The sequence below is a fragment of the Hyphomicrobium sp. genome (assembly GCF_009026145.1).
In the GTDB taxonomy this organism is placed as follows: domain Bacteria; phylum Pseudomonadota; class Alphaproteobacteria; order Rhizobiales; family Hyphomicrobiaceae; genus Hyphomicrobium_A.
Map to the genome: position 1 here is coordinate 189,306 of NZ_WBUE01000004.1, position 19,028 is coordinate 208,333.

12 protein-coding genes are annotated in these 19,028 nt (G+C 65.3%); 6 read left to right on the forward strand and 6 right to left on the reverse strand.

The annotated features are described in order from the left end of the window. The first annotated feature begins 56 nt into the window (after positions 1-56). Positions 57-746, forward strand: a complete 690-nt coding sequence (locus F9K20_RS05590; RefSeq protein ID WP_290998349.1) for a ParA family protein — start codon at positions 57-59, stop codon at positions 744-746. Between the two features lie 114 nt (positions 747-860). Here the strand turns inward: F9K20_RS05590 and F9K20_RS05595 are convergent, their stop codons facing one another. Next, positions 861-3,557: a TonB-dependent receptor gene (locus tag F9K20_RS05595; RefSeq protein WP_290998353.1), complete on the reverse strand. Its 2,697-nt coding sequence runs from the start codon at positions 3,555-3,557 to the stop codon at positions 861-863. A gap of 266 nt (positions 3,558-3,823) precedes the next feature. After that, positions 3,824-5,221: a histidine kinase gene (locus F9K20_RS05600; RefSeq protein ID WP_290998356.1), complete on the reverse strand. Its 1,398-nt coding sequence runs from the start codon at positions 5,219-5,221 to the stop codon at positions 3,824-3,826. Positions 5,222-5,345: 124 nt separating this feature from the next. Between F9K20_RS05600 and F9K20_RS05605 the strand changes: the two genes are divergently transcribed. Both F9K20_RS05605 and F9K20_RS05610 read left to right on the forward strand, forming a co-directional pair. After that, a complete protein-coding gene (locus tag F9K20_RS05605; protein ID WP_290998359.1) occupies positions 5,346-5,957 on the forward strand; it encodes a response regulator transcription factor in 612 nt (203 codons plus the stop codon). Positions 5,958-6,102: 145 nt separating this feature from the next. Further along, on the forward strand, positions 6,103-6,435 hold the full coding sequence (locus tag F9K20_RS05610; protein WP_290998362.1) for a hypothetical protein: 333 nt from the start codon (positions 6,103-6,105) through the stop codon (positions 6,433-6,435). 24 nt (positions 6,436-6,459) lie between these two features. On the opposite strand, the gene F9K20_RS05615 is transcribed toward F9K20_RS05610, so the two are convergent. After that, positions 6,460-7,920: an undecaprenyl-phosphate glucose phosphotransferase gene (locus F9K20_RS05615; RefSeq protein ID WP_290998364.1), complete on the reverse strand. Its 1,461-nt coding sequence runs from the start codon at positions 7,918-7,920 to the stop codon at positions 6,460-6,462. A 36-nt stretch (positions 7,921-7,956) separates the two neighbouring features. Between F9K20_RS05615 and F9K20_RS05620 the strand changes: the two genes are divergently transcribed. The 3 genes from F9K20_RS05620 to eutC all read left to right on the forward strand — a co-directional run bounded on the left by F9K20_RS05620 (position 7,957) and on the right by eutC (position 10,528). Next, the gene (locus F9K20_RS05620; RefSeq protein WP_290998366.1) at positions 7,957-8,298 is read left to right on the forward strand and encodes a hypothetical protein; all 342 of its coding nucleotides are present in this window, start codon (positions 7,957-7,959) and stop codon (positions 8,296-8,298) included. A 77-nt stretch (positions 8,299-8,375) separates the two neighbouring features. After that, positions 8,376-9,758 (forward strand): ethanolamine ammonia-lyase subunit EutB, encoded by a 1,383-nt coding sequence (locus F9K20_RS05625; RefSeq protein ID WP_290998368.1) that lies wholly within the window; start codon positions 8,376-8,378, stop codon positions 9,756-9,758. Next, positions 9,755-10,528, forward strand: coding sequence for an ethanolamine ammonia-lyase subunit EutC (gene eutC, locus F9K20_RS05630; protein WP_290998370.1), 774 nt, complete (start codon positions 9,755-9,757; stop codon positions 10,526-10,528). The genes F9K20_RS05625 and eutC overlap by 4 nt, the downstream gene beginning before the upstream one ends. 13 nt (positions 10,529-10,541) lie before the next feature. On the opposite strand, the gene F9K20_RS05635 is transcribed toward eutC, so the two are convergent. Genes F9K20_RS05635 through F9K20_RS05645 form a run of 3 tightly spaced genes read right to left on the reverse strand, consistent with a single transcriptional unit; the run spans position 10,542 to position 18,545 of the window. Beyond that, positions 10,542-10,916, reverse strand: a complete 375-nt coding sequence (locus F9K20_RS05635) for a response regulator (RefSeq protein ID WP_290998372.1) — start codon at positions 10,914-10,916, stop codon at positions 10,542-10,544. Continuing rightward, positions 10,913-12,358 carry an HWE histidine kinase domain-containing protein gene (locus tag F9K20_RS05640; protein ID WP_290998374.1) on the reverse strand — a complete coding sequence of 482 codons (1,446 nt, stop codon included), beginning with the start codon at positions 12,356-12,358 and terminating at the stop codon, positions 10,913-10,915. Before F9K20_RS05640 ends, F9K20_RS05635 begins: the two co-directional genes overlap by 4 nt. A gap of 10 nt (positions 12,359-12,368) precedes the next feature. Continuing rightward, positions 12,369-18,545, reverse strand: a complete 6,177-nt coding sequence (locus tag F9K20_RS05645; protein ID WP_290998479.1) for a HAMP domain-containing protein — start codon at positions 18,543-18,545, stop codon at positions 12,369-12,371. Positions 18,546-19,028 lie beyond the last annotated feature (483 nt).

Sequence of the window (19,028 nt, forward strand, 5' to 3'; positions counted from 1 at the left end):
ATATGCACGCACTGCGAGCGGGAAAAAGCTGGCACATTCTCCTCAACCGGCAGGCCATGACCGTCGTAGTCGCGTTTGTAAGTCGCAAAGGGGGCGTAGGGAAATCCACCTTCGCCCGTGCCCTCGCCACGGTGGCCGCGCGGCGTGGGCTGAGCACGACGCTGGCCGACCTCGATTACGATCAGCGCACATCGAGCCAATGGCAGCGCCTGCGCGAAAAGAACAAGGTGTTTCCGCCCCTCACGGTCGAAGCCTATCCCAACATCGACGCCGCCATCGCCTGCGAGCCCGGCGTCGATCTGCTCATCGTTGATGCGCCGGGCAACGCCCCGCGCGCGACGATGGAGATCGCCAGCGTGGCCCATCTCGTCGTGCAGCCGTCCGGGTCCTGCTTCGACGACCTGCAGCCGGCCGTCGAGTTGTTCTACCAATTGAAGGCGGCGGGCATCCCCAAGTCGCGGCTCTACATTGCGCTGTCGCGCATGCTGATGCCCGACGAGGAGGAGGCCGCCCGCGCCTACATCGAGGTGACCGATTTCAACCTGTTGCCCGGGGTGGTGATCGAGCGCGCCCACTATCGCGAAGCGCACAATTGCGGTCTGGCGTTCATCGAGAGCCCTGGCGAGGACCTCAACGGATCGGGCGGCATCGTGCTCGGCGCGCTGCTGACCAAGATCATGCGCAAGCACAGGTCGTTGCGGCCGCCGCCGCGCAATGCGCTGCCCGCGCCGCTCGCCTCCAGCTGAGACCTCTCAAGCACAATCGCTACCAGCGGCCCTTGCGCCCGCGGCAAAAAAGGACCGCCCCCACCCTGGGGGTGTGGGGGCAGTTTGCAGCGTGCTCACACACGCGGTGACGGATCAGAACTTGTACTTGAAGCCGGTCCAGATCGTGCGCGCCATGCCGGGCTTCATGCCGTCCTCGCGGTCGGTGATGTAGAACTCGTTGAGGAGGTTGTCGCCGGCGACGAACACGCTGGCACCCGAATTCCCGAGCTCCAGGTTGAAGCGCGCCGACAAGAGCCACACCGACGGCACCTCGCCATCCTCGCCGGCCTCCTCGATCTCGCATTCATAGGCTACGCCTGGCTGCGGGGGGTCGGTGTCCCCACAATCAGCTTCATAGATGCCGTAGCCGGTATTGCCCTCGTCGGTGAAGAATGAGCCGCGATAGGTCCAGGTCGCGCTGGCGTTCCAGCGCCAGCCGGTCGTGCCCTCGACACCCACCGTCAACGCCGCGACGTGGAACGGCACCTCCGGCAGATGCTTGCCGTTGAAGCTGCCGATCACGTTGCCGTTGTCGTCGAGCTGAGGCGCATCGGTGAAGATGCCGCGCGCATAGGTGTAGTTGCCCTCGGTGAAGAAGTTCAGCGGTCCACCGGTGAATGGCTGCGAGTTCAGGCGTCCGTATAGCTCGACACCTTTAATCTCCACCTCATTGGCGCGTCCGTACGAGCGGTCGCCCGCATCGGAGAACGAGGAGCCGAACTGGTAGTCCTGGATGATTTGATAGAAGCCGGCGACCTCATACTGCAGACCTTTGATGGCGGCGCTGCGGAAGCCGAGGTTGAAGTTGTCGCCGATCTCATCCGGGGCGGCGAAGTCATCGTTGCGCAGCACGGCCGTCGACATGCCGCGGTGATAGCCGCCGTACAGCGTCGACCGATAAAAGCCGGTGTAGGCGAAGGCGATGCCGGGCAATGCGTTGAAGCTCGAGTAGCTCTCCTTCGGCCGGGCGGGATCGAAGTTGATGTCTTCGATCGCCAGGCAGTCGTCGCCGGCGGTATTCCACGGGTCCGGGCAGTCGGCGGAATCTTCCTCCTCTGCCTCGCTCTCCTCCTCGGCGATGACGCGGTTCGTCCGGCTGATGTTGTACCACTCGAAGCGGATGCCCGGCAGCACATTGAAGTTTTGCGCGACATCGATGTTCGTCTGCAGGAAGGCAGAGACGGTGTTGGCCTTCAGCGAACGATCGAACAGCGTCGCGCCCGACTCGTCGCCCTCCTCCAGGATCTCATTATCCAGCCCGAGGAAGTTCCGGTTGGTCATGTCCTGGTACTCGTAGCGGATGCCCGCCTGGATATCCTGATTCAATCCGAACAGCTTTTGATTGGCCCATTCGGCCCGCACTTCGCCGCCGAGGTGGCGGAACGTACGCAGGCGGCCGAACATGGTGTCCTCACCGAAGTACCATCCTTCCTGGTCGCCACCGCCGCCGAGAAGCGGCACGGCAGCATCGCCGCCCGGGCTGCCGTCGGGATCCGACTCCGTGGTGATAAGCTGATAGCGGTCGCGGGTGTGCTGGCCGGCATAGACGCGGGTGGTCACCGTCGTGTCGTCGTCAAGATAGGCATTGTGGACGATCTGGCCGCGCCAGACGTCGCCGACGTAGGTGTTGAGGTGCGAGGCGGGTGCGTAGCACGACTTGCAGTTCCCCACCTCGTGAAACGCTCGTTCCGCGGCGCCTTGGTTCAGCTCGGCGAAGAGTTCCTCTGCCTCGTCCTCGCTGCTGGCGGGGAAGTTGTCGTCCTCGTACTCCTGCAGGAAGTTCTGCTCGTCATAGTTGTCGCGCTGGCGGGCATAGACGACGGATACGGTCAGATCTTGATCGACGCCCTTCCAGCCGATGGCGCCGTAGAAGTCGTTGAACGTCAGGCGTTCCGTATCCCAGGCGCCTTGCACGTCGGCACCGGTGTAGGACAGCACGAGACCGACGTTCTCGGCGTGCTGGCGCGTATGCACGTGCCAGCGGTAGGACTCTTCGACCGAGTCATTCTTGCAGTTGCCCTCGAAACAGCCGCCGCGCAGTTGCGTCCAGCCCATGGCGGCGCTGACCACCGTCTCGTCGGGTCCGAATGGCGACAGGTTGCGCGCGTTGATGACGCCGAAGTTGTTGTTCGGCCCGTGCGTGATGATGGTGCCGCGGATGACCTCGACGCTCTCCAAGCGATCGATCGGCGCCCAGTAGTGTACGGACGGGTCGAGCCACAGCGCCAGGTTGGCGGTGTGGCCGTCCTCCATGACCAGCAGCTTGCGTGAGCGCCGGGGCGGCGCGCCACGCAGGCCGATGCCGCCATGGTGGCCGTTGCCGTCGTCGTTGACGACGATGACGCCCGGCACCCGCGTCAGCGCCTCGTTGAGGTTGCGCGGCTCACGCTCGGTGATCTCCTGCTTCGTGATGTGCGTTGCAGAGCTCGAGAAGCCTTGCAGGTTCGTCGGAATGAGCTGCGTCGGGTTGACGGGCGTGATCGCGCCCTCGTAGGCGTGCGCGGCGGCGCCCGCGCTGCCGGCGGCGCCGTAGACGGAATTGGGGTTCTGCGGCGCCGGCGTGGCGACGGCGGCGGGCGGCGGCTGCGGGGTAGGAGAGACCTGCTTCTTCTTGGCCGCGGATTTCTTCTTGGCGGCGGGGGCGGGGGTAGCCTGCTTCTGGATGACCTCGACCGGCGGCAGCTGCTCGGAGGCCGGTGCCGGCGTCGGCGCATCCTGGGCCGCGACCGCGGTGGGCAAAACGGCAAGAACGCCTACGGCCAGCGCAGGCAACACGCAATACGAACGCATTACTTTTCTACTCCCCCCGACCGCCAGCGCCTTGACGGCGTCGTCGGCTACTCACGCTACGCGGGAGCAAAAAGTGCAGGATCCGCTAGCAAAAGTGCCTTGCCTTTTGCTCCCAGTTCCAATTCGTAATGGCGGGAATGCGAAGCCGGAATTTCATAGATTGAGAAAACAGCTTCCAAACTTGCGCAGCCGCTCGGAGCACTCTGAGGTTGCGCTGTGCTGTTCTCGCAACATATGGACAACTGCCTCTGGGCCCCTGCCTCCGCTCAGCCCGGGCGTGTCTCGACTAAGGCGCCTCCAGAGGGCGCGGCGCCGGCAAAGGAAACGGGCACCCAGGCATCGAGCGTCAATCCTCCGCCCGCACGGTTGGTCATGCGCATCTCCCCGCCCGTTGCCCACACGCGCTCGCTCATGCCGGCGATGCCGTAGCTCGCCTTGACGCCTTCGGGTAATCCGCGGCCGTTGTCCGCAATAGCGACGTGAATTACCGGGCGCGTCTTGTCCTTGACCTCCGGCACATCGTCTGCGGGCGCCGGCTCGACGGCGATATCGACGACCGTTGCCTCCGCATGGCGGAGCGCATTCGTCAGCCCCTCCTGAACCAGCCGGTAGAGCGTCAGGTTGCTCGTCTCGTCGCAGGCCGGCAGATCTGCGGCAACGGCGAGGTTGATCCTCACATGCGGATGGCTTTCGCGCAGCAGCGCCAAGAGCGAGGTCAGCTTCGCCTTGAGGCCATATTCCTCGAGACCCATAGGCCGCAGCTTCTGCAGCACGCCACGGTTCATGCGCTGGATCGTCTCCATGCGCTCGACCAACGTATCGCAGGTCCGCAGCAGCTTCTCCCGGTCGCTTCCGCCCCGCTGCAGCTCGGATTTGAGGGCAGCGATCGCCGCTCGGATGGCAAAGAGGTAGGGCCCCAGCTCATCGTGCAGCTCGCGCGCGAGATCCTTGCGCTCCTCGTCCTGAACGCGAATGATGCGTTGGGCGAGACGCCTGTTCTCTGAGATCGTACTCTCGAGCGTCGTCGCCAGCCGATTGAGCTTGCGGCAAATGTCGGAAATCTCCGGCGGACCGCTTTCGGGCACGGCCACGTCATATCGCCCGGCTTCGAGGACCATGAGCGCATCGCCTATGCGCTTGATGGGTTTCAGAAGGTAGGCGATCGTTACACTCATCAGCAGTACGGCAGTAACCGCCAGCGCGGCACCGCCGAGAGAAAAGCTCACAATCGAGCTCCAGATTTCCGCCGCCTCGTCGGCGAGACGCGGCGCTATCACCAGCGTGCCGAAGTCCTGCCCATTTACCCTCACCGGCACCTGCGCCGTGGACGACGGGCGCCCCAGCCTGGCAAGCCATGACGGCGCCGCTGCCGATATCCCGTCCTCCGGCACGACATCCGAGCCGGGATCGTTGACGCGGTAGATCTGGACGTGCCGGAGGTCCTTGAGCCCGTCGAGCAGCACTGCGAGACGCGCGCCGGGGTCGGTCGTGCCCTGCAGACTTTCAATGGTCGTCTCGACGAACTCGGTGGCGAGCCGCATGATGCTGTCGTTTTCAGCGCGGATGCGCGGCCCGGCACTCAGGACCATGGCCAACATCAACAGCACCAGTCCCAGCGTGAACACGGCGATGATCAGGGCATTGAGCCGGAACCGGATGGACATGCGGGCAACCCTTCGGCGAACGCTTGACTAGGGCGGCCAATTCTATTCCCGAGTTTGACCGCCCATCTTCCCGTAGTTATTTGTTACGTTATACAATGGCCTGGCTGAAGCCGAAGCGATCCGCGTGAAAGTCCTTATCGTCGACGACCACCCTATCGTGTTGTCCGGTTGCCGGGCGCTGCTCGCCGAGGCTGCCGACATGACCATGCTCGAGGCCCGCGACGCGGCCACCGCGCAAGAAGTCTATGCCGCTCATAAGCCTGACGTGGCAGTCATCGATATCAACCTGCCGGACATCTCCGGCTTTGAGCTGGCCCGCAGACTGCAAGTGCGCGACCCGCGGGCCCGGATCATCATGTTCAGCATGAACGACGACCCCATGTTCGCCGCTCAGGCGATAGAGGGCGGCGCCAAAGGGTACGTCAGCAAGAGCGATGACCCGCAAGCGTTTTTGAATGCCATACGCGAGGTTTACGCCGGCGGCCACTCCCTCCCCCTGGCGATGGCGCAGAAGATAGCGTTCCTGCGCAATGCCGGCGAATCGGTGGTCCTCACATCGCGCGAGAGGGAGGTTTTGCGATTGCTCGCCAAGGGCAAGAGCATGTCGGAGATCGCCGCCCTCATCAACGTCTCCTACAAGACGGTGGCGACGACCTGTGCCTCGCTCCGCGCCAAGTTCAATGCGCGCACCCCGATGCAGCTCATCCGCATCGCCGTCGAGCAGAAGATCGTCTGACCCCTAGCCACTCGACCTAGCGCCCGGGGTGCGGCATGGCCGTTTCGCGTGCCCGCCGACGCTGTTAAGTTTAATAGTCCTTTAATGTTATGATTGGTTTTGGGATGCATTAGCTCCATTTTGAAACAGCTAAGAGTCGCGTGGCGTGACAGACAATCTCGATGTGCTGGGCGAGAGCCGCTCGGAGCTGTGGGAGGCGCGGCCGGTTGCGGAAGCTCGCGATGCCGCGCACGAACTCCCGAATGGTGGCTTCGTGCGCTATGACCTTACCGCTCTCGCGCGCGTGCGCGACTACCAAGCCGACATCGAGCGCGCCTCGGCGCTGCTGTGCAAGGCGCAGCCGGACCTGATCGCCGGCGAGGTCATCGCCATCAAAGAGACAGAACCGCCGCGCTCCAGCTGGCCGTTCATCCTCGCACTCGCGGCTTCGCTCCTGTTCTGGTTCGCAATCGGCTGGGCCATCGTCAACGTCATCTGACGAACAGCGATGGCTGCGGCACCGTCAACGCGCATTGCGATAGGCTGAAGGCGAAACCACGGTCCACAAGAGGATCCAGAGATCGCGCGCTAAGGACCAATTCTCGATGTAGAACAGGTCGTGCTCCACGCGCCTTTGCATCTTGTCCCGCGTATCGGTCTCGCCGCGAACTCCATGCACCTGCGCCCATCCCGTGATCCCGGGCTTGACGTTGTGGCGGCGCGCGTAGCGGGCGATGATGTGCTCGTACTCGCGATCGTGCGAAAGCGCATGTGGTCGCGGACCGACGAGCGACATCTCGCCCTTCAGCACGTTGAACAACTGCGGCAGCTCGTCGAGGTTCGAAGCGCGCAGCCAGCGGCCGACGCGCGTTACGCGCGGATCCCCGCGTCTGGCCTGGTGAATGACGGGGCCGTCATCCAACGTCACCATGGTGCGAAACTTGATGATGCGGAACGGCTTCTGATTGAAGCCATAGCGCCGCTGCAGGAAGAACACCGGTCCCGGGCTGTCGAGTTTGATGAGCAGCGCGATGCACAGAAGCAGAGGCGCCAGCAGCACCAGCCCTATGGTCGACATGACGACATCGAACGCGCGCTTCTGCAGCAGCTCGAAGCGCGATAATGGCAGCCGCACCAGCTGCAGGCTGGCGATCGGCCCCAAGCGTGCCAGCTGAGCGTTGCTGTACTTGCGCAGCGCGTAACCGGGACCGAGGTGAATCTCGGCCGGTAGGGTCAACAGCTGCTCGATGCAGCCATCGATGGCCGACTCGTCGGACCATGGTGTAACGATGAACACCGCGTCCGGCTCGAGCTGTCGGATGCTGGGCATAACCGAGCCTAGCTCGCGATGCAGCGCTCTCTGGCGCTCGCGCATGGAACCCGACTGCGCCGCCGCGCTCAAGAAGCGGCAGCCCACGATCTCGACACCGCCAAGCCGCGGCTCGTGCTTGGCGATGAAACGCTCGATCTCGCCGGCATTGCCGATCAGGAACACGCGCTTGGTGGCGATCAGCCGCGCCACCGTCGAGCGGCGCACGATCCGCACGGCGACATAGCGGAGGAAGAGAAGCGTCAGCAGCCCGGAGGTGTAATAGATGACGATCCAGCCGCGCGAGTATACTTCCGTGACCTTGCCGACGAAGCCGATGATGAGCAGGCAGATGAACGTCAGGTTCCACAGCTGCGCGGTGCGTCGCGCGTGCGGCGCCAGACTGAGGAAGTTGCCGAGCTGATACTCCCCGCGCGACAGATTGGCGATGACCACCACGGTAGCGATGACGCCACCGACACGCAGGAACGAGAGCACGTCGCCGCTCTCGCCATAGGCAACCTGGTGATAGGCAACCCCGCTGAGCACCGACAGGGCCACGATGGCCAGCGCATCGCCGACGACGATCGCAATCGAGATTGCTTCGCCGATGAGCCGCTTGCGGCTGCGGAGACTGCGGTCGGCGCCCGAGCGTGAGATGAGAGTGTGGCTCATGAGCGCGAACAGTTCCCGATGCCTCCAGCTGGCCGATTGGCCAACTCGCTGCCCAGCCGCCAAGCTTGCCAGGTCTGTGCCATGCGCTCCGTCCTTGCGGCGGCGATGCGAAGCGCGACCACGCGTCGTCACGAACTAACCTTTCGCGCCCGTGGCTTGGAACTCGATGCCGGCCGTAAGGTTAATCGGCGCATTGCCCAATCGACCGGCATCGATGCTTATGCGCGCTGGCCTCGCACGCCGTTCGCGATGCCGACGGCGGTTGAGCAAAGCCCGCATCCGGTCATTGGGCTCTCGCGCCTGCAGCGACTCATGGCGCTCGCACGCACCGCCGCGCGCCATTGCCCCTTGGAATTCGGGCACTCGGCGCTGGCGTGACCCCGCGCGAACGAATTGTGCACGCGGCGCCGCACGGGTTATGCTTCGCTGCTTCAACCGCAGGCGGAGGGGCCCCGTTGTATCGCACGGCGTGGCGGCAGGCCGTGTATCGGTTCGCCGACCTCAAGCAATTGATGGCCAAGGCGACGCCGCCACGCGCGGGCGACGTACTGGCGGGGGTCGCGGCCACCAGTGCCGAGGAGAACGTGGCTGCCAAGATGGCGCTCGCCGACGTTCCCTTGCAGCGCTTCCTTTCCGAGCTGGTCGTGCCCTACGAGAGCGACGACGTCAGCCGCCTCATCGTAGACGGTCATGACGCGGCAGCGTTCGCGCCCGTCTCGCACATGACGGTGGGGGAGTTTCGCGACTGGCTGCTGTCCGAGACGGCAACGGCCGAAATGCTGGGGCGCATCGCGCCGGGCATCACGCCGGAGATGGCAGCGGCGACCGCGAAGATCATGCGGAATCAGGACCTCATCCTCGCCGCGCGCAAGGTCGAGGTCATCAGCCGCTTGCGCAACACCCTCGGTCTCAAGGGACGCATGGCCGTGCGCCTGCAGCCCAACCATCCGACGGACGACAGGCGCGGCATTGCTGCCTCCATTGTCGACGGCCTCATGCTCGGCTGCGGCGACGCGGTGATCGGCATCAACCCGGCGAGCGACAACGTGGCGACCATCCTCGATCTCATCGCCATGCTCGACGACATCATCCGCCGCTTCGAAATCCCGACGCAGAGCTGCGTCCTCACCCACGTGACGACGTCGATCGAAGCTATCGCGCGCGGGGCACCCGTCGATCTCGTCTTCCAGTCGATTGGCGGCACGCAGGCGGTCAACGCCTCGTTCGGGGTCACGCTGGCGATGCTTAAGGAGGGCCGTGAGGCGGCCCTGTCCCTGAAGCGCGGCACTGTCGGCGACAACGTCATGTACTTCGAGACCGGCCAGGGCTCGGCCTTGTCGGCGGATGCGCACCATGGGGTCGACCAGCAGACGCTCGAGGCGCGCGCCTACGCGGTGGCACGCGCATTCAAGCCGCTGCTCGTCAACTCGGTCGTCGGCTTCATCGGCCCGGAATATCTCTATAACGGCAAGGAGATCATCCGCGCCGGCCTCGAGGATCATTTCTGCGGCAAGCTCCTGGGGCTGCCAATGGGCTGTGACGTCTGCTACACGAACCACGCCGAGGCCGACCAGGACGACATGGACGCGTTGCTGATGCTGCTCGGCGCCGCCGGGGTCACCTTCGTCATGGGCGTCCCCGGGGCCGACGACATCATGCTCAATTATCAATCCACCTCGTTCCATGACGCACTCTATGTGCGCGAGGCGCTCGGGCTGCGGCGCGCGCCCGAGTTCGAGGCGTGGCTGGCCCGCGTCGGCCTCGCCGACGAGCAGGGCAAGTTGCTCGCCGAGCCGCCACAGACGCTGCTCGATCACGTCAAGGGTCTCGCCGCATGAGCAGCGATGCTCCTTGGTCGTCCTTGCGGCGCTTCACCGATGCGCGCATCGGTCTTGGCCGCGCCGGCGCAGCGTTGCCGATCAAAGAGGTGTTGAGCTTCGCCATGGCGCACGCCCAGGCGCGCGATGCGGTCACGACGCCCATCGACTGGGCGCCGATCGAACGCGCGCTGGCGGACCTGGGCCTCGCCACACGCCGCGTCGACAGTGCGGCAGCGGACCGTGACACGTACCTGCGGCGCCCCGACCTCGGGCGCCGTTTGAGCGCCGCCTCTCGCCAACGCCTAGCCGGCATTGCAGGCGGCGCGCCCGATCTGCTTATCCTCATTGCCGACGGGCTGTCCTCGACCGGCGTCGCCGCCAACGCCGTGGAGGTGGTCGCTGCGCTGCTGCCGCTCGCACGCCGGAGCGGCTGGAGCCTGGCGCCGCTCGTGCTCGCCAGCCAGGGGCGTGTGGCGCTCGGCGACGACGCGGGCGAGGTTCTCGGCGCCCGCGCCGTGCTGGTGCTGATCGGCGAGCGCCCGGGACTTTCCTCCCCCGACAGTCTCGGTGCCTATCTCACCTTGGCGCCGCGCACCGGGCGCAAGGATGGGGAGCGCAATTGCGTATCGAACATCCGCAGCGGCGGCCTCGCCGCCAGCGCGGCGGCGTACAAGATCCATTGGCTGCTGCGCGAGGCCTTCCGCCGCGGCCTCACCGGCGTCGCCCTCAAGGACGAGAGCAATTTTGAGCTGGAAGGCTCCCAGCACCGCGAGCTGCCGCCGCGCTGAAGGCGCGAACGGCTCAGGCCGTGGTCCTCAGGGCGGCGACCACCGTCGCCAGGATGGTCGGCGCACAATAGGGCTTGTCAACGCGCAGCTGATCGCGGTCCGCATTGCGCAACCCCATCTCGCCGTAGCCGGTAGCGAATATGAACGGCGTGCCTACGCTCTTGAGACAGTCGGCGATGGCCGCCGACGTCCGCCCCGACCCGAGGTTGACGTCGAGCACGGCGACGTCGATCGAGCTCTCGGCGATCAGCTTGGCCGCCTGGTCGGAATCGTGTGCCGGACCTATGACGGTGCAGCCGGCCTCCTCGAGGATGTCGACCAGCGCCATCGCGATAAGTGGCTCGTCCTCCAGGACCAGCACACGCTTGCCTAGCAGCTCTTCGGTCATGCTCTTCTCTCGAGTGGAAGCGCCAGCTCGCATTTGAAGCCCGTGCTCGGGTACTCGCACGAATAGGCCGCTCCGGACTGCGCCGCCAGCGAGGTCAGCAGGCGCGATCCAAAGCCCTTGTGTCGGGGTGCCTTCACCGGCGGGCCGCCCTCCTCACGCCATGCCAGGCGCAGCTTCGTCGTCGAGCGCGACGGCTCGACGTGCCAGGACAGCTGGATGCGGCCCTGATTGTTGGCGAAGGCACCGTACTTCACGGCATTCGTCACCAGCTCGTGCAGCGCCAACGTCACCGACAGGGCATCGCGCGAGGACAGCAGCGTGTCCTGCCCGGAAAGCTCGATACGCTGAGTGGCCTGCAGGCTGCGATGGGGAGCGAAGGTGCTGTCGAGGATGTCGCGCAATTTGGCCCCCTCCCAACTGCTGCGCGTGAGCAGATTGTGACACGTGGCGAGCGCCTGAATGCGGGACAGGAAACGATCCTTGTCCGCGCCCTGCGCCCCGTTGAGGCTTTGCAGTGCGATCGCCTGCACCGTCGTCAGCATGTTCTTGACGCGGTGGTTCAGCTCCTGGATGAGCAGCGCCTGCGCCTCCTCCGCCCTCTTGCGCTCGGTGATGTCGAGCGTGAGTCCGGCGAGGCAATGCGGTTGCCCGTTTCCGCCGGGGACGAAGCGCCCTTGATCGCGTACCCAGCGGATCGCGCCGTCGCGGCGCTTAATGCGGAACTCCGCCTCGTAGTCGCCCTGCGCCTCGACGGCCCTGCTCCACGCCGCGGCGACGGCGTCCCTGTCGTCGGGGTGAATCTCCCCCAGTCGCTCGTCCATCGACGCCGTGGAGTCGATGGACGGCAATCCCATGATGGCGTTGAAATTTGCGTCGCGCTGACTGAGCTCCGTCGTCAGATCGCGGCGCCAGGTGCCCATCCTCGCGGCGCTGAGTGCCAGCCGCAGCCGCTCCTCGCTCTCGCGCAACCTTGCCGTCGACCTTTCCAGCTCGGCCGTGCGCTCTGCGACCCGCCGCTCCAGATCTGCAGCTAGCTCCTCGAGCTGCCGGTTCTTGCGGTAGAGCTCGGTGAATATCCGCACCTTGGCGCGCAGAATCTCCGGAATGACCGGTACCGGCACATAATCGACAGCGCCGGTCTTATAGCCTCGGATGCGATCGAGATCGGTGACCTGAATGGCCGAGATGAAGATGATTGCGGTCTTCTCGTAGCGTGGATGCCCGCGGATCATCTCGGCAAGCTGGAAGCCGTCGAGATCGGGCATGCAGACGTCGACGAGCACGACGGCGACGTCGGTCTTCAGCAGCGCGCTCAATGCTTCGTTGGCCGAGTTGGCCTTGATCAGGTTCTCGCCCAGCTCGGCGAGAATCACCTCGTAGCTCAGCAGCTTTGCCGGCTGATCGTCGACGAGCAGAATATTGACCGGTTGACGAGCATTCATCGCCATCACCCTAGCGATGCAGCCACATGCGCAGCGCGGCGAGCAGCTGCTCCGTATTCACCGGCTTAGCGAGGTAATCGGATGCCCCCGCCTGCAAGCACTTTTCGCGATCGCCTTTCATCGCCTTGGCGGTCAATGCGATGATCGGCAGCCGACGCCACTTCGCCTGCGCACGGATGACTTGCATCGTCTGATAGCCGTCCATCTCCGGCATCATGATGTCCATGAGAACGATGGCCACATCCGGTGTACCTTCGAGACTGTCGATTGCCTCCTTGCCGGTCGCCGCGGTCAGCACTTGCATGCCGCGGCGCTCGAGAACGCTGCTCAAGGCAAATATGTTGCGCGCATCGTCGTCGACGAGCAGCACGGTCTGGCCCACCAGATCGTCGTCGGAGGCGTGCAAGCGTTCCAGCATCCGCTGCTTTTCCTGCGGGAGATCGCCAACGATGCGGTGCAGGAACAGTGCCGTCTCGTCGAGCAGGCGCTCGAGCGATTCAACGCCTTTCACGACGATGCTGCGCGCCATCGTGTGCAGGCGAGCCTCCTCCTCGGCCGAGAGCTCGCGCCCCGTGAAGACGACGACGGGGATCTGCGCCAGCGCCTCGTCCTTGCTCAGCTCCTCCAAGACGTCGAAACCCGACATGTCGGGCAGCTTGAGATCGAGCACAACGCAATCGCAGGTGTTGGCGCGCAGGAACTCCAGCGCCTCCTCGCCCCGCGCGGCGGTTGCGACGTCGATGTCGTCGTGGTGCAGGAGCTCGCGGATGCCGATCCGCTCGGCCTCGTTGTCCTCCACGACCAGCAATTGCTTGCGGCGGGGAACCGTGAACTCCCTGATGCGCGTCAGCGCAACGCGCAGGCCGTCGACGGTGGTCGGCTTGCTGAGGAACGAGAAGGCGCCCTGCGCGAGACCGTGCTGGCGATCCTCGTCCAGGGTGATCATCTGCACCGGGATATGTCGCGTCAGCGGGTTCTGCTTCAACTGGCTCAGCACGCTCCAGCCGAGCATATCCGGCAGGAAGACATCGAGCGAGATGGCGTTGGGGTTGAACTCGGTTGCCAGGGCCAGCGCCTCGGCGCCGCGCTGCGCGATCAGCACCTTGAAGCCATTATCATGGGCGAGGTCCATGAGGATGCGCGCATAGTGCGGGTCGTCCTCGACGACGAGCAGCAGCGATTCACCCGGATTGAGGTTGTCACGGTCGTCGGCGATGGATTCGACCGAGCGCTCGGGCGCGCGCACCTGCTGCGCATCGGCAAACGATATCGGCTTTGCCCCCGGCTCCGCCTCGCCAGCCGTCACCGGCGGGCCGATGTAGCTCTGCGGCAGGAATAGCGTGAAGGTGGAGCCCATGCCGGGGGTCGAGCGCAGCTGGATCTCGCCACCGAGCAGCGTTGCCAGCTCACGGCTGATGGCGAGACCGAGCCCCGTACCGCCGTACTTGCGGCTGGTGCTCGCATCGGCCTGCTGGAAAGCCTCGAAGATGATCTTCTGCTTCTCGGGCAGGATGCCGATGCCAGTGTCGGACACCTCGAAGGCGATGACGCTCGAGGCGTTGCTGAGGACCGGATGATCCGGGTTCCACCCGGCGGCCGCAGCTGACGCCGTGAGCCGCACGCCGCCGTGCTCGGTGAATTTGAAGGCGTTGGACAACAGGTTCTTCAGCACCTGCTGCAGACGTTTGGAGTCGGTGACGATGCTGCGGCCGAGGCTTGGATCGAGCTCCAGCTCGAACGACAGGTTGCGGCCCTCGGCCTCGTGCCGGAACGGGCGGGCCACGGTATCGAGCAGGTTCGACAGGTAGAGCTCCTCGGCATCGACCGAGACGGTGCCGGATTCGATCTTCGACAGATCGAGGATGTCGCTGATGAGGTTCAGCAAGTCGCTGCCGGCGCCGTGGATGGTGCGGGCGAACTCCACCTGCTTCTCCGACAGGTTGCCGTCGGCGTTCTCGCTGAGCTGTTGGCCGAGGATGAGGATCGAGTTGAGCGGCGTGCGCAGCTCGTGGCTCATGTTGGCGAGGAATTCCGACTTGTACTTGGAAGTGAGCGCCAGCTCGGTCGCCTTTTCCTCCAGCGCGCGCCGTGCGTGCTCGATCTCCTGGTTCTTCGCTTCCACCTCGACGTTGCGCTCGGCGAGCTGCTGCGCCTTCTGCTCGAGCTGCTCGTTGGTCTTCTGCAGCTCCTTCTGTTGCGCCTGCAGCTCGCCTGCCAGCTCCTGGCTCTGCTTCAGCAGGCCTTCGGTCTGCATCGTCGCCTCGATGCTGTTCAACACGATGCCGATGCTGGCGGTGAGCTGCTCCAGGAAGCTCAAATGCGCCTGGTCGAACTCGTGCAGCGAGGCGACGGCAATGACCGCCTTCAACTGATCCTCGAAGGCGACGGGCAGCACAACCACGCTGCGCGGCAGCGCCTCGACCAGCGAGGCGCCGACGCGCACGGCGTTGTCCGGAATATCGGTGATCAGAATGCGCCGCTTCTCGACCGCGCATTGGCCGATGAAGCCATCGCCCAGCTCGATCTCCTTGGGATAGCCGCGCTCGGGGTGATCGGCGTACTTGCCGAGCAGTTTCAGATACGAGTTTTCCTCCGTCACCATCTGATAGATGACGCCCTGGTGGCCGCGCACCAGCGGCACCAGCTCCGATAGGAGCATGCTGCCCACGGTCGTCAGGTCGCGCTGGCCCTGCAGCATGCCGGTGAAGCGCGCCAGGTTCGTCTTCAGCCAGTCCTGATCGGTATTGCGCTCCGTCGTCAGGCGGAGGTTGTCGATCATGGTGTTGATGTAGTCTTTCAGCTCGGCCACCTCGCCGCGCGCATCGACCTGGATCGACCGCGTCAGGTCGCCCTTGGTCACCGCCGTCGTCACCTCGGCGATGGCGCGCACCTGGTTGGTGAGGTTGTCGGCCAGGAGGTTGACGTTGCCGGTGAGGTCCTTCCACGTGCCGGCGGCGCCCGGAACGTTGGCCTGGCCGCCGAGCCGGCCCTCGACGCCCACCTCGCGCGCCACCGTCGTCACCTGATCGGCGAAGATGGCGAGCGTGTCGGTCATGTCGTTGATCGTCTCGGCCAGCGCCGCCACCTCGCCCTTCGACTTGACGGTCAGCTTCTGCTTCAGGTCGCCCTCGGCGACGGCGGTGACGACCTTGACGATGCCGCGCACCTGCTCGGTGAGGTTGGCGGCCATGACGTTGACGGTGTCGGTCAGGTCCTTCCACGTGCCGGCGACGCCCGGCACCTGCGCCTGTCCGCCGAGCTTGCCTTCCGTGCCCACCTCGCGGGCGACGCGCGTCACCTCGGAGGCGAAGGCATTGAGCTGGTCGACCATGGTGTTGATGGTGTTCTTCAGCTCGAGGATCTCGCCCTTCACGTCGACGGTGATCTTGCGCGAGAGGTCGCCGCGCGCTACCGCCGTCGTCACCTCGGCGATGTTGCGCACCTGGCCAGTGAGGTTGCCGGCCATGGAGTTGACCGAGTCCGTCAGGTCCTTCCACGTGCCGGCGGCGCCCGGCACCACGGCCTGGCCGCCGAGGCGCCCCTCGGTGCCGACTTCGCGCGCGACGCGCGTCACCTCGGCCGCGAACGAGCGCAGCTGCTCGGTGGTGGTGTTCAGCGTCTCCTTCAGCAGCAGCAGCTCGCCGCGCACGTCGACGGTGATCTTCTTCGACAGGTCGCCGCTGGCGATGGCCGTTGCCACCTCGGAAATGTTGCGCACCTGCGCGGTCAGGTTGGAGGCCATGAAGTTGACGTTGTCCGTCAGATCCTTCCACGTCCCGGCAGCGCCCGGCACCTGCGCCTGACCGCCGAGCTTGCCCTCGGTGCCAACCTCGCGCGCCACGCGCGTCACTTCGGACGCAAACGCATTGAGCTGGTCGACCATGGTGTTGATGGTGGCCTTGAGCTCGAGGATCTCGCCCTTCACGTCGACGGTGATGCGCTTCGACAAATCGCCGCGAGCAACGGCCGTCGTCACGTCGGCGATGTTGCGCACCTGGGTCGTCAGGTTGCCGGCCAAGAGGTTGACGTTGTCGGTGAGGTCCTTCCACGTGCCGGCAACGCCCGGGACGTTGGCCTGGCCGCCGAGACGCCCTTCCGTGCCGACCTCGCGCGCCACGCGCGTCACCTCGCCGGCGAAGCGGTTGAGCTGGTCGACCATGGTGTTCAGCGTTTCCTTCAGCTGCAGGATCTCGCCGCGCACGTCGACCGTGATCTTGCGCGACAGGTCGCCGTTGGCGATGGCCGTCGCCACCTCGGCGATGTTGCGCACCTGGTCGGTGAGGTTGCCGGCCATTGAGTTGACCGAGTCGGTCAAATCCTTCCACGTGCCGGCGACGCCCGGCACCTGCGCCTGGCCGCCCAGCTTGCCTTCGGTGCCGACCTCGCGGGCCACGCGCGTCACCTCGGCCGCAAACGCGTTGAGCTGATCGACCATGGTGTTGATGGTCTCTTTCAGCTGCAGGATCTCGCCCGAGACGTTGACCGACACCTTCTTCGACAAGTCACCGAGCGCCACGGCGGTCGCCACCTCGGCGATGTTGCGCACCTGGCCCGTCAGGTTCGAGGCCATGGAGTTGACCGAGTCGGTCAAATCCTTCCACGTGCCGGCGACGCCGCGCACCACGGCCTGGCCGCCGAGCTTGCCTTCGGTGCCGACCTCGCGGGCGACGCGCGTCACCTCGCCGGCAAACGCATTGAGCTGGTCGACCATGGTGTTGATGGTCTCCTTCAGCTCCAGCACCTCGCCGCGCACGTCGACGGCGATCTTCTTCGACAGGTCGCCGTTGGCGATGGCGGTCGACACCTCGGCGATGTTGCGCACCTGGGTGGTCAGGTTGGAGGCCATCGAGTTGACCGAGTCGGTCAAATCCTTCCACGTGCCGGCGACGCCGCGCACCTGCGCCTGGCCGCCGAGACGGCCCTCGGTGCCGACCTCGCGGGCGACGCGCGTCACCTCCGAGGCGAAAGCGTTGAGCTGATCGACCATGGTGTTGATGGTCTCTTTCAGCTGCAGGATCTCGCCCGAGACGTTGACGGTGATCTTCTTCGACAGGTCGCCGCCGGCGATGGCGGTCGACACCTCGGCGATGTTGCGCACCTGCGCCGTCAGGTTGGACGCCATCGAGTTGACGTTGTCGGTAAGGTCCTTCCACGTGCCGGCGACGCCCGGCACCTGCGCCTGGCCGCCCAGCTTGCCTTCCGTGCCCACCTCGCGGGCGACGCGCGTCACCTCGCCGGCAAAGCCGTTGAGCTGATCGACCATGGTGTTGATGGTGTTCTTTAGCTCTAAGATCTCGCCCTTCACGTCGACGGTGATCTTGCGCGAGAGGTCGCCGCGGGCGACGGCCGTCGTCACCTCGGCGATGTTGCGCACCTGCGTGGTGAGATTGGCGGCGAGCAGGTTGACGTTGTCGGTGAGGTCCTTCCACGTGCCGGCGACGCCCGGCACCACGGCCTGGCCGCCAAGGCGCCCTTCGGTGCCCACCTCGCGCGCCACGCGCGTCACCTCGGCGGCGAACGAGCGCAGCTGGTCGACCATGGTGTTGATGGCTTCCTTGAGCTGCAGAATCTCGCCGCGCACGTCGACGGTGATCTTCTTCGACAGGTCGCCCATGGCGACGGCGATGGTCACCTCGGCGATGTTGCGCACCTGGGCGGTGAGGTTGGAGGCCATCGAGTTGACGCTCTCGGTCAAGTCCTTCCAGACGCCGGTCACCTCGGAAACCTGCGCCTGACCGCCGAGCTTGCCGTCGGTACCGACCTCGCGGGCGACGCGCGTCACTTCCGAGGTGAATACCGACAGCTGCTTGATCATGGTGTTGACGATGGTGGCGGAGCGCAGGAACTCGCCTTCCAACGGTCGCCCGTCGACGTCGAGGCGCATGGTCTGCAGCAGGTCGCCCTGGGCAACGGCGCGGATGGTGCGGGTGACCTCGGTGGTCGGCCACAAGAGATCGTCGATCAACTGGTTGATCGACGTCTCCATGCCCCCCCAGGCTCCGGCGGCCGGCCCGATGCGGACGCGCTGCTTGGTCTTGCCTTCGCGCCCGACGACCTGCCCGACGTGGTCGAGCTGCTTGGCCATGCGCTCATTGGAAGCGACAATGTCGTTAAAAGTGTCGGCTACCTTGCCCCACAGGCCATCCCAGTCGGTAGGGAGGCGGACCGAAAAGTCGCCGGCGCGCATGGCACCGAGGATGCCGAGCAGGTCGCGTAGCTCGGTCCCCTCGGCCGCACCATTAGTCTGAAGGGAATCAGCCGCTTCCGGGTACGTCTCCTCGCGTACGGAACCGAGCAACTCATTTTCCATAGAGCCCCTCCCAGAGCGTCGGCGCGGCAGGGCTGGGCGACGAAGCGCCTGCTCACCCGGCACCAAAACGAGCGCCGGCGCGATGCGTTCCATCGGTTAAGAAAAATGCTTGTCGACGGCCCAGCGGCATCCGCTCGGGCACATCTGCGGCCCGCGTTGGTCGGACCAGCTAACGGTGCCGGGGCAACGCCCGAGGAGGAGGCGCTGGCGCCCGCTGATGGTCGTCAGCTACATCTCAACCTCGAGCCCCCAACCTACGCAACAGCCGCTGCGCCGCAGCCGCCGCGCAGGCGACAAGCCCTTGCGTCGGCGTGGATATCCGTCCTTAGATACGGCGCCTGAACAAGAACACACGAGGCC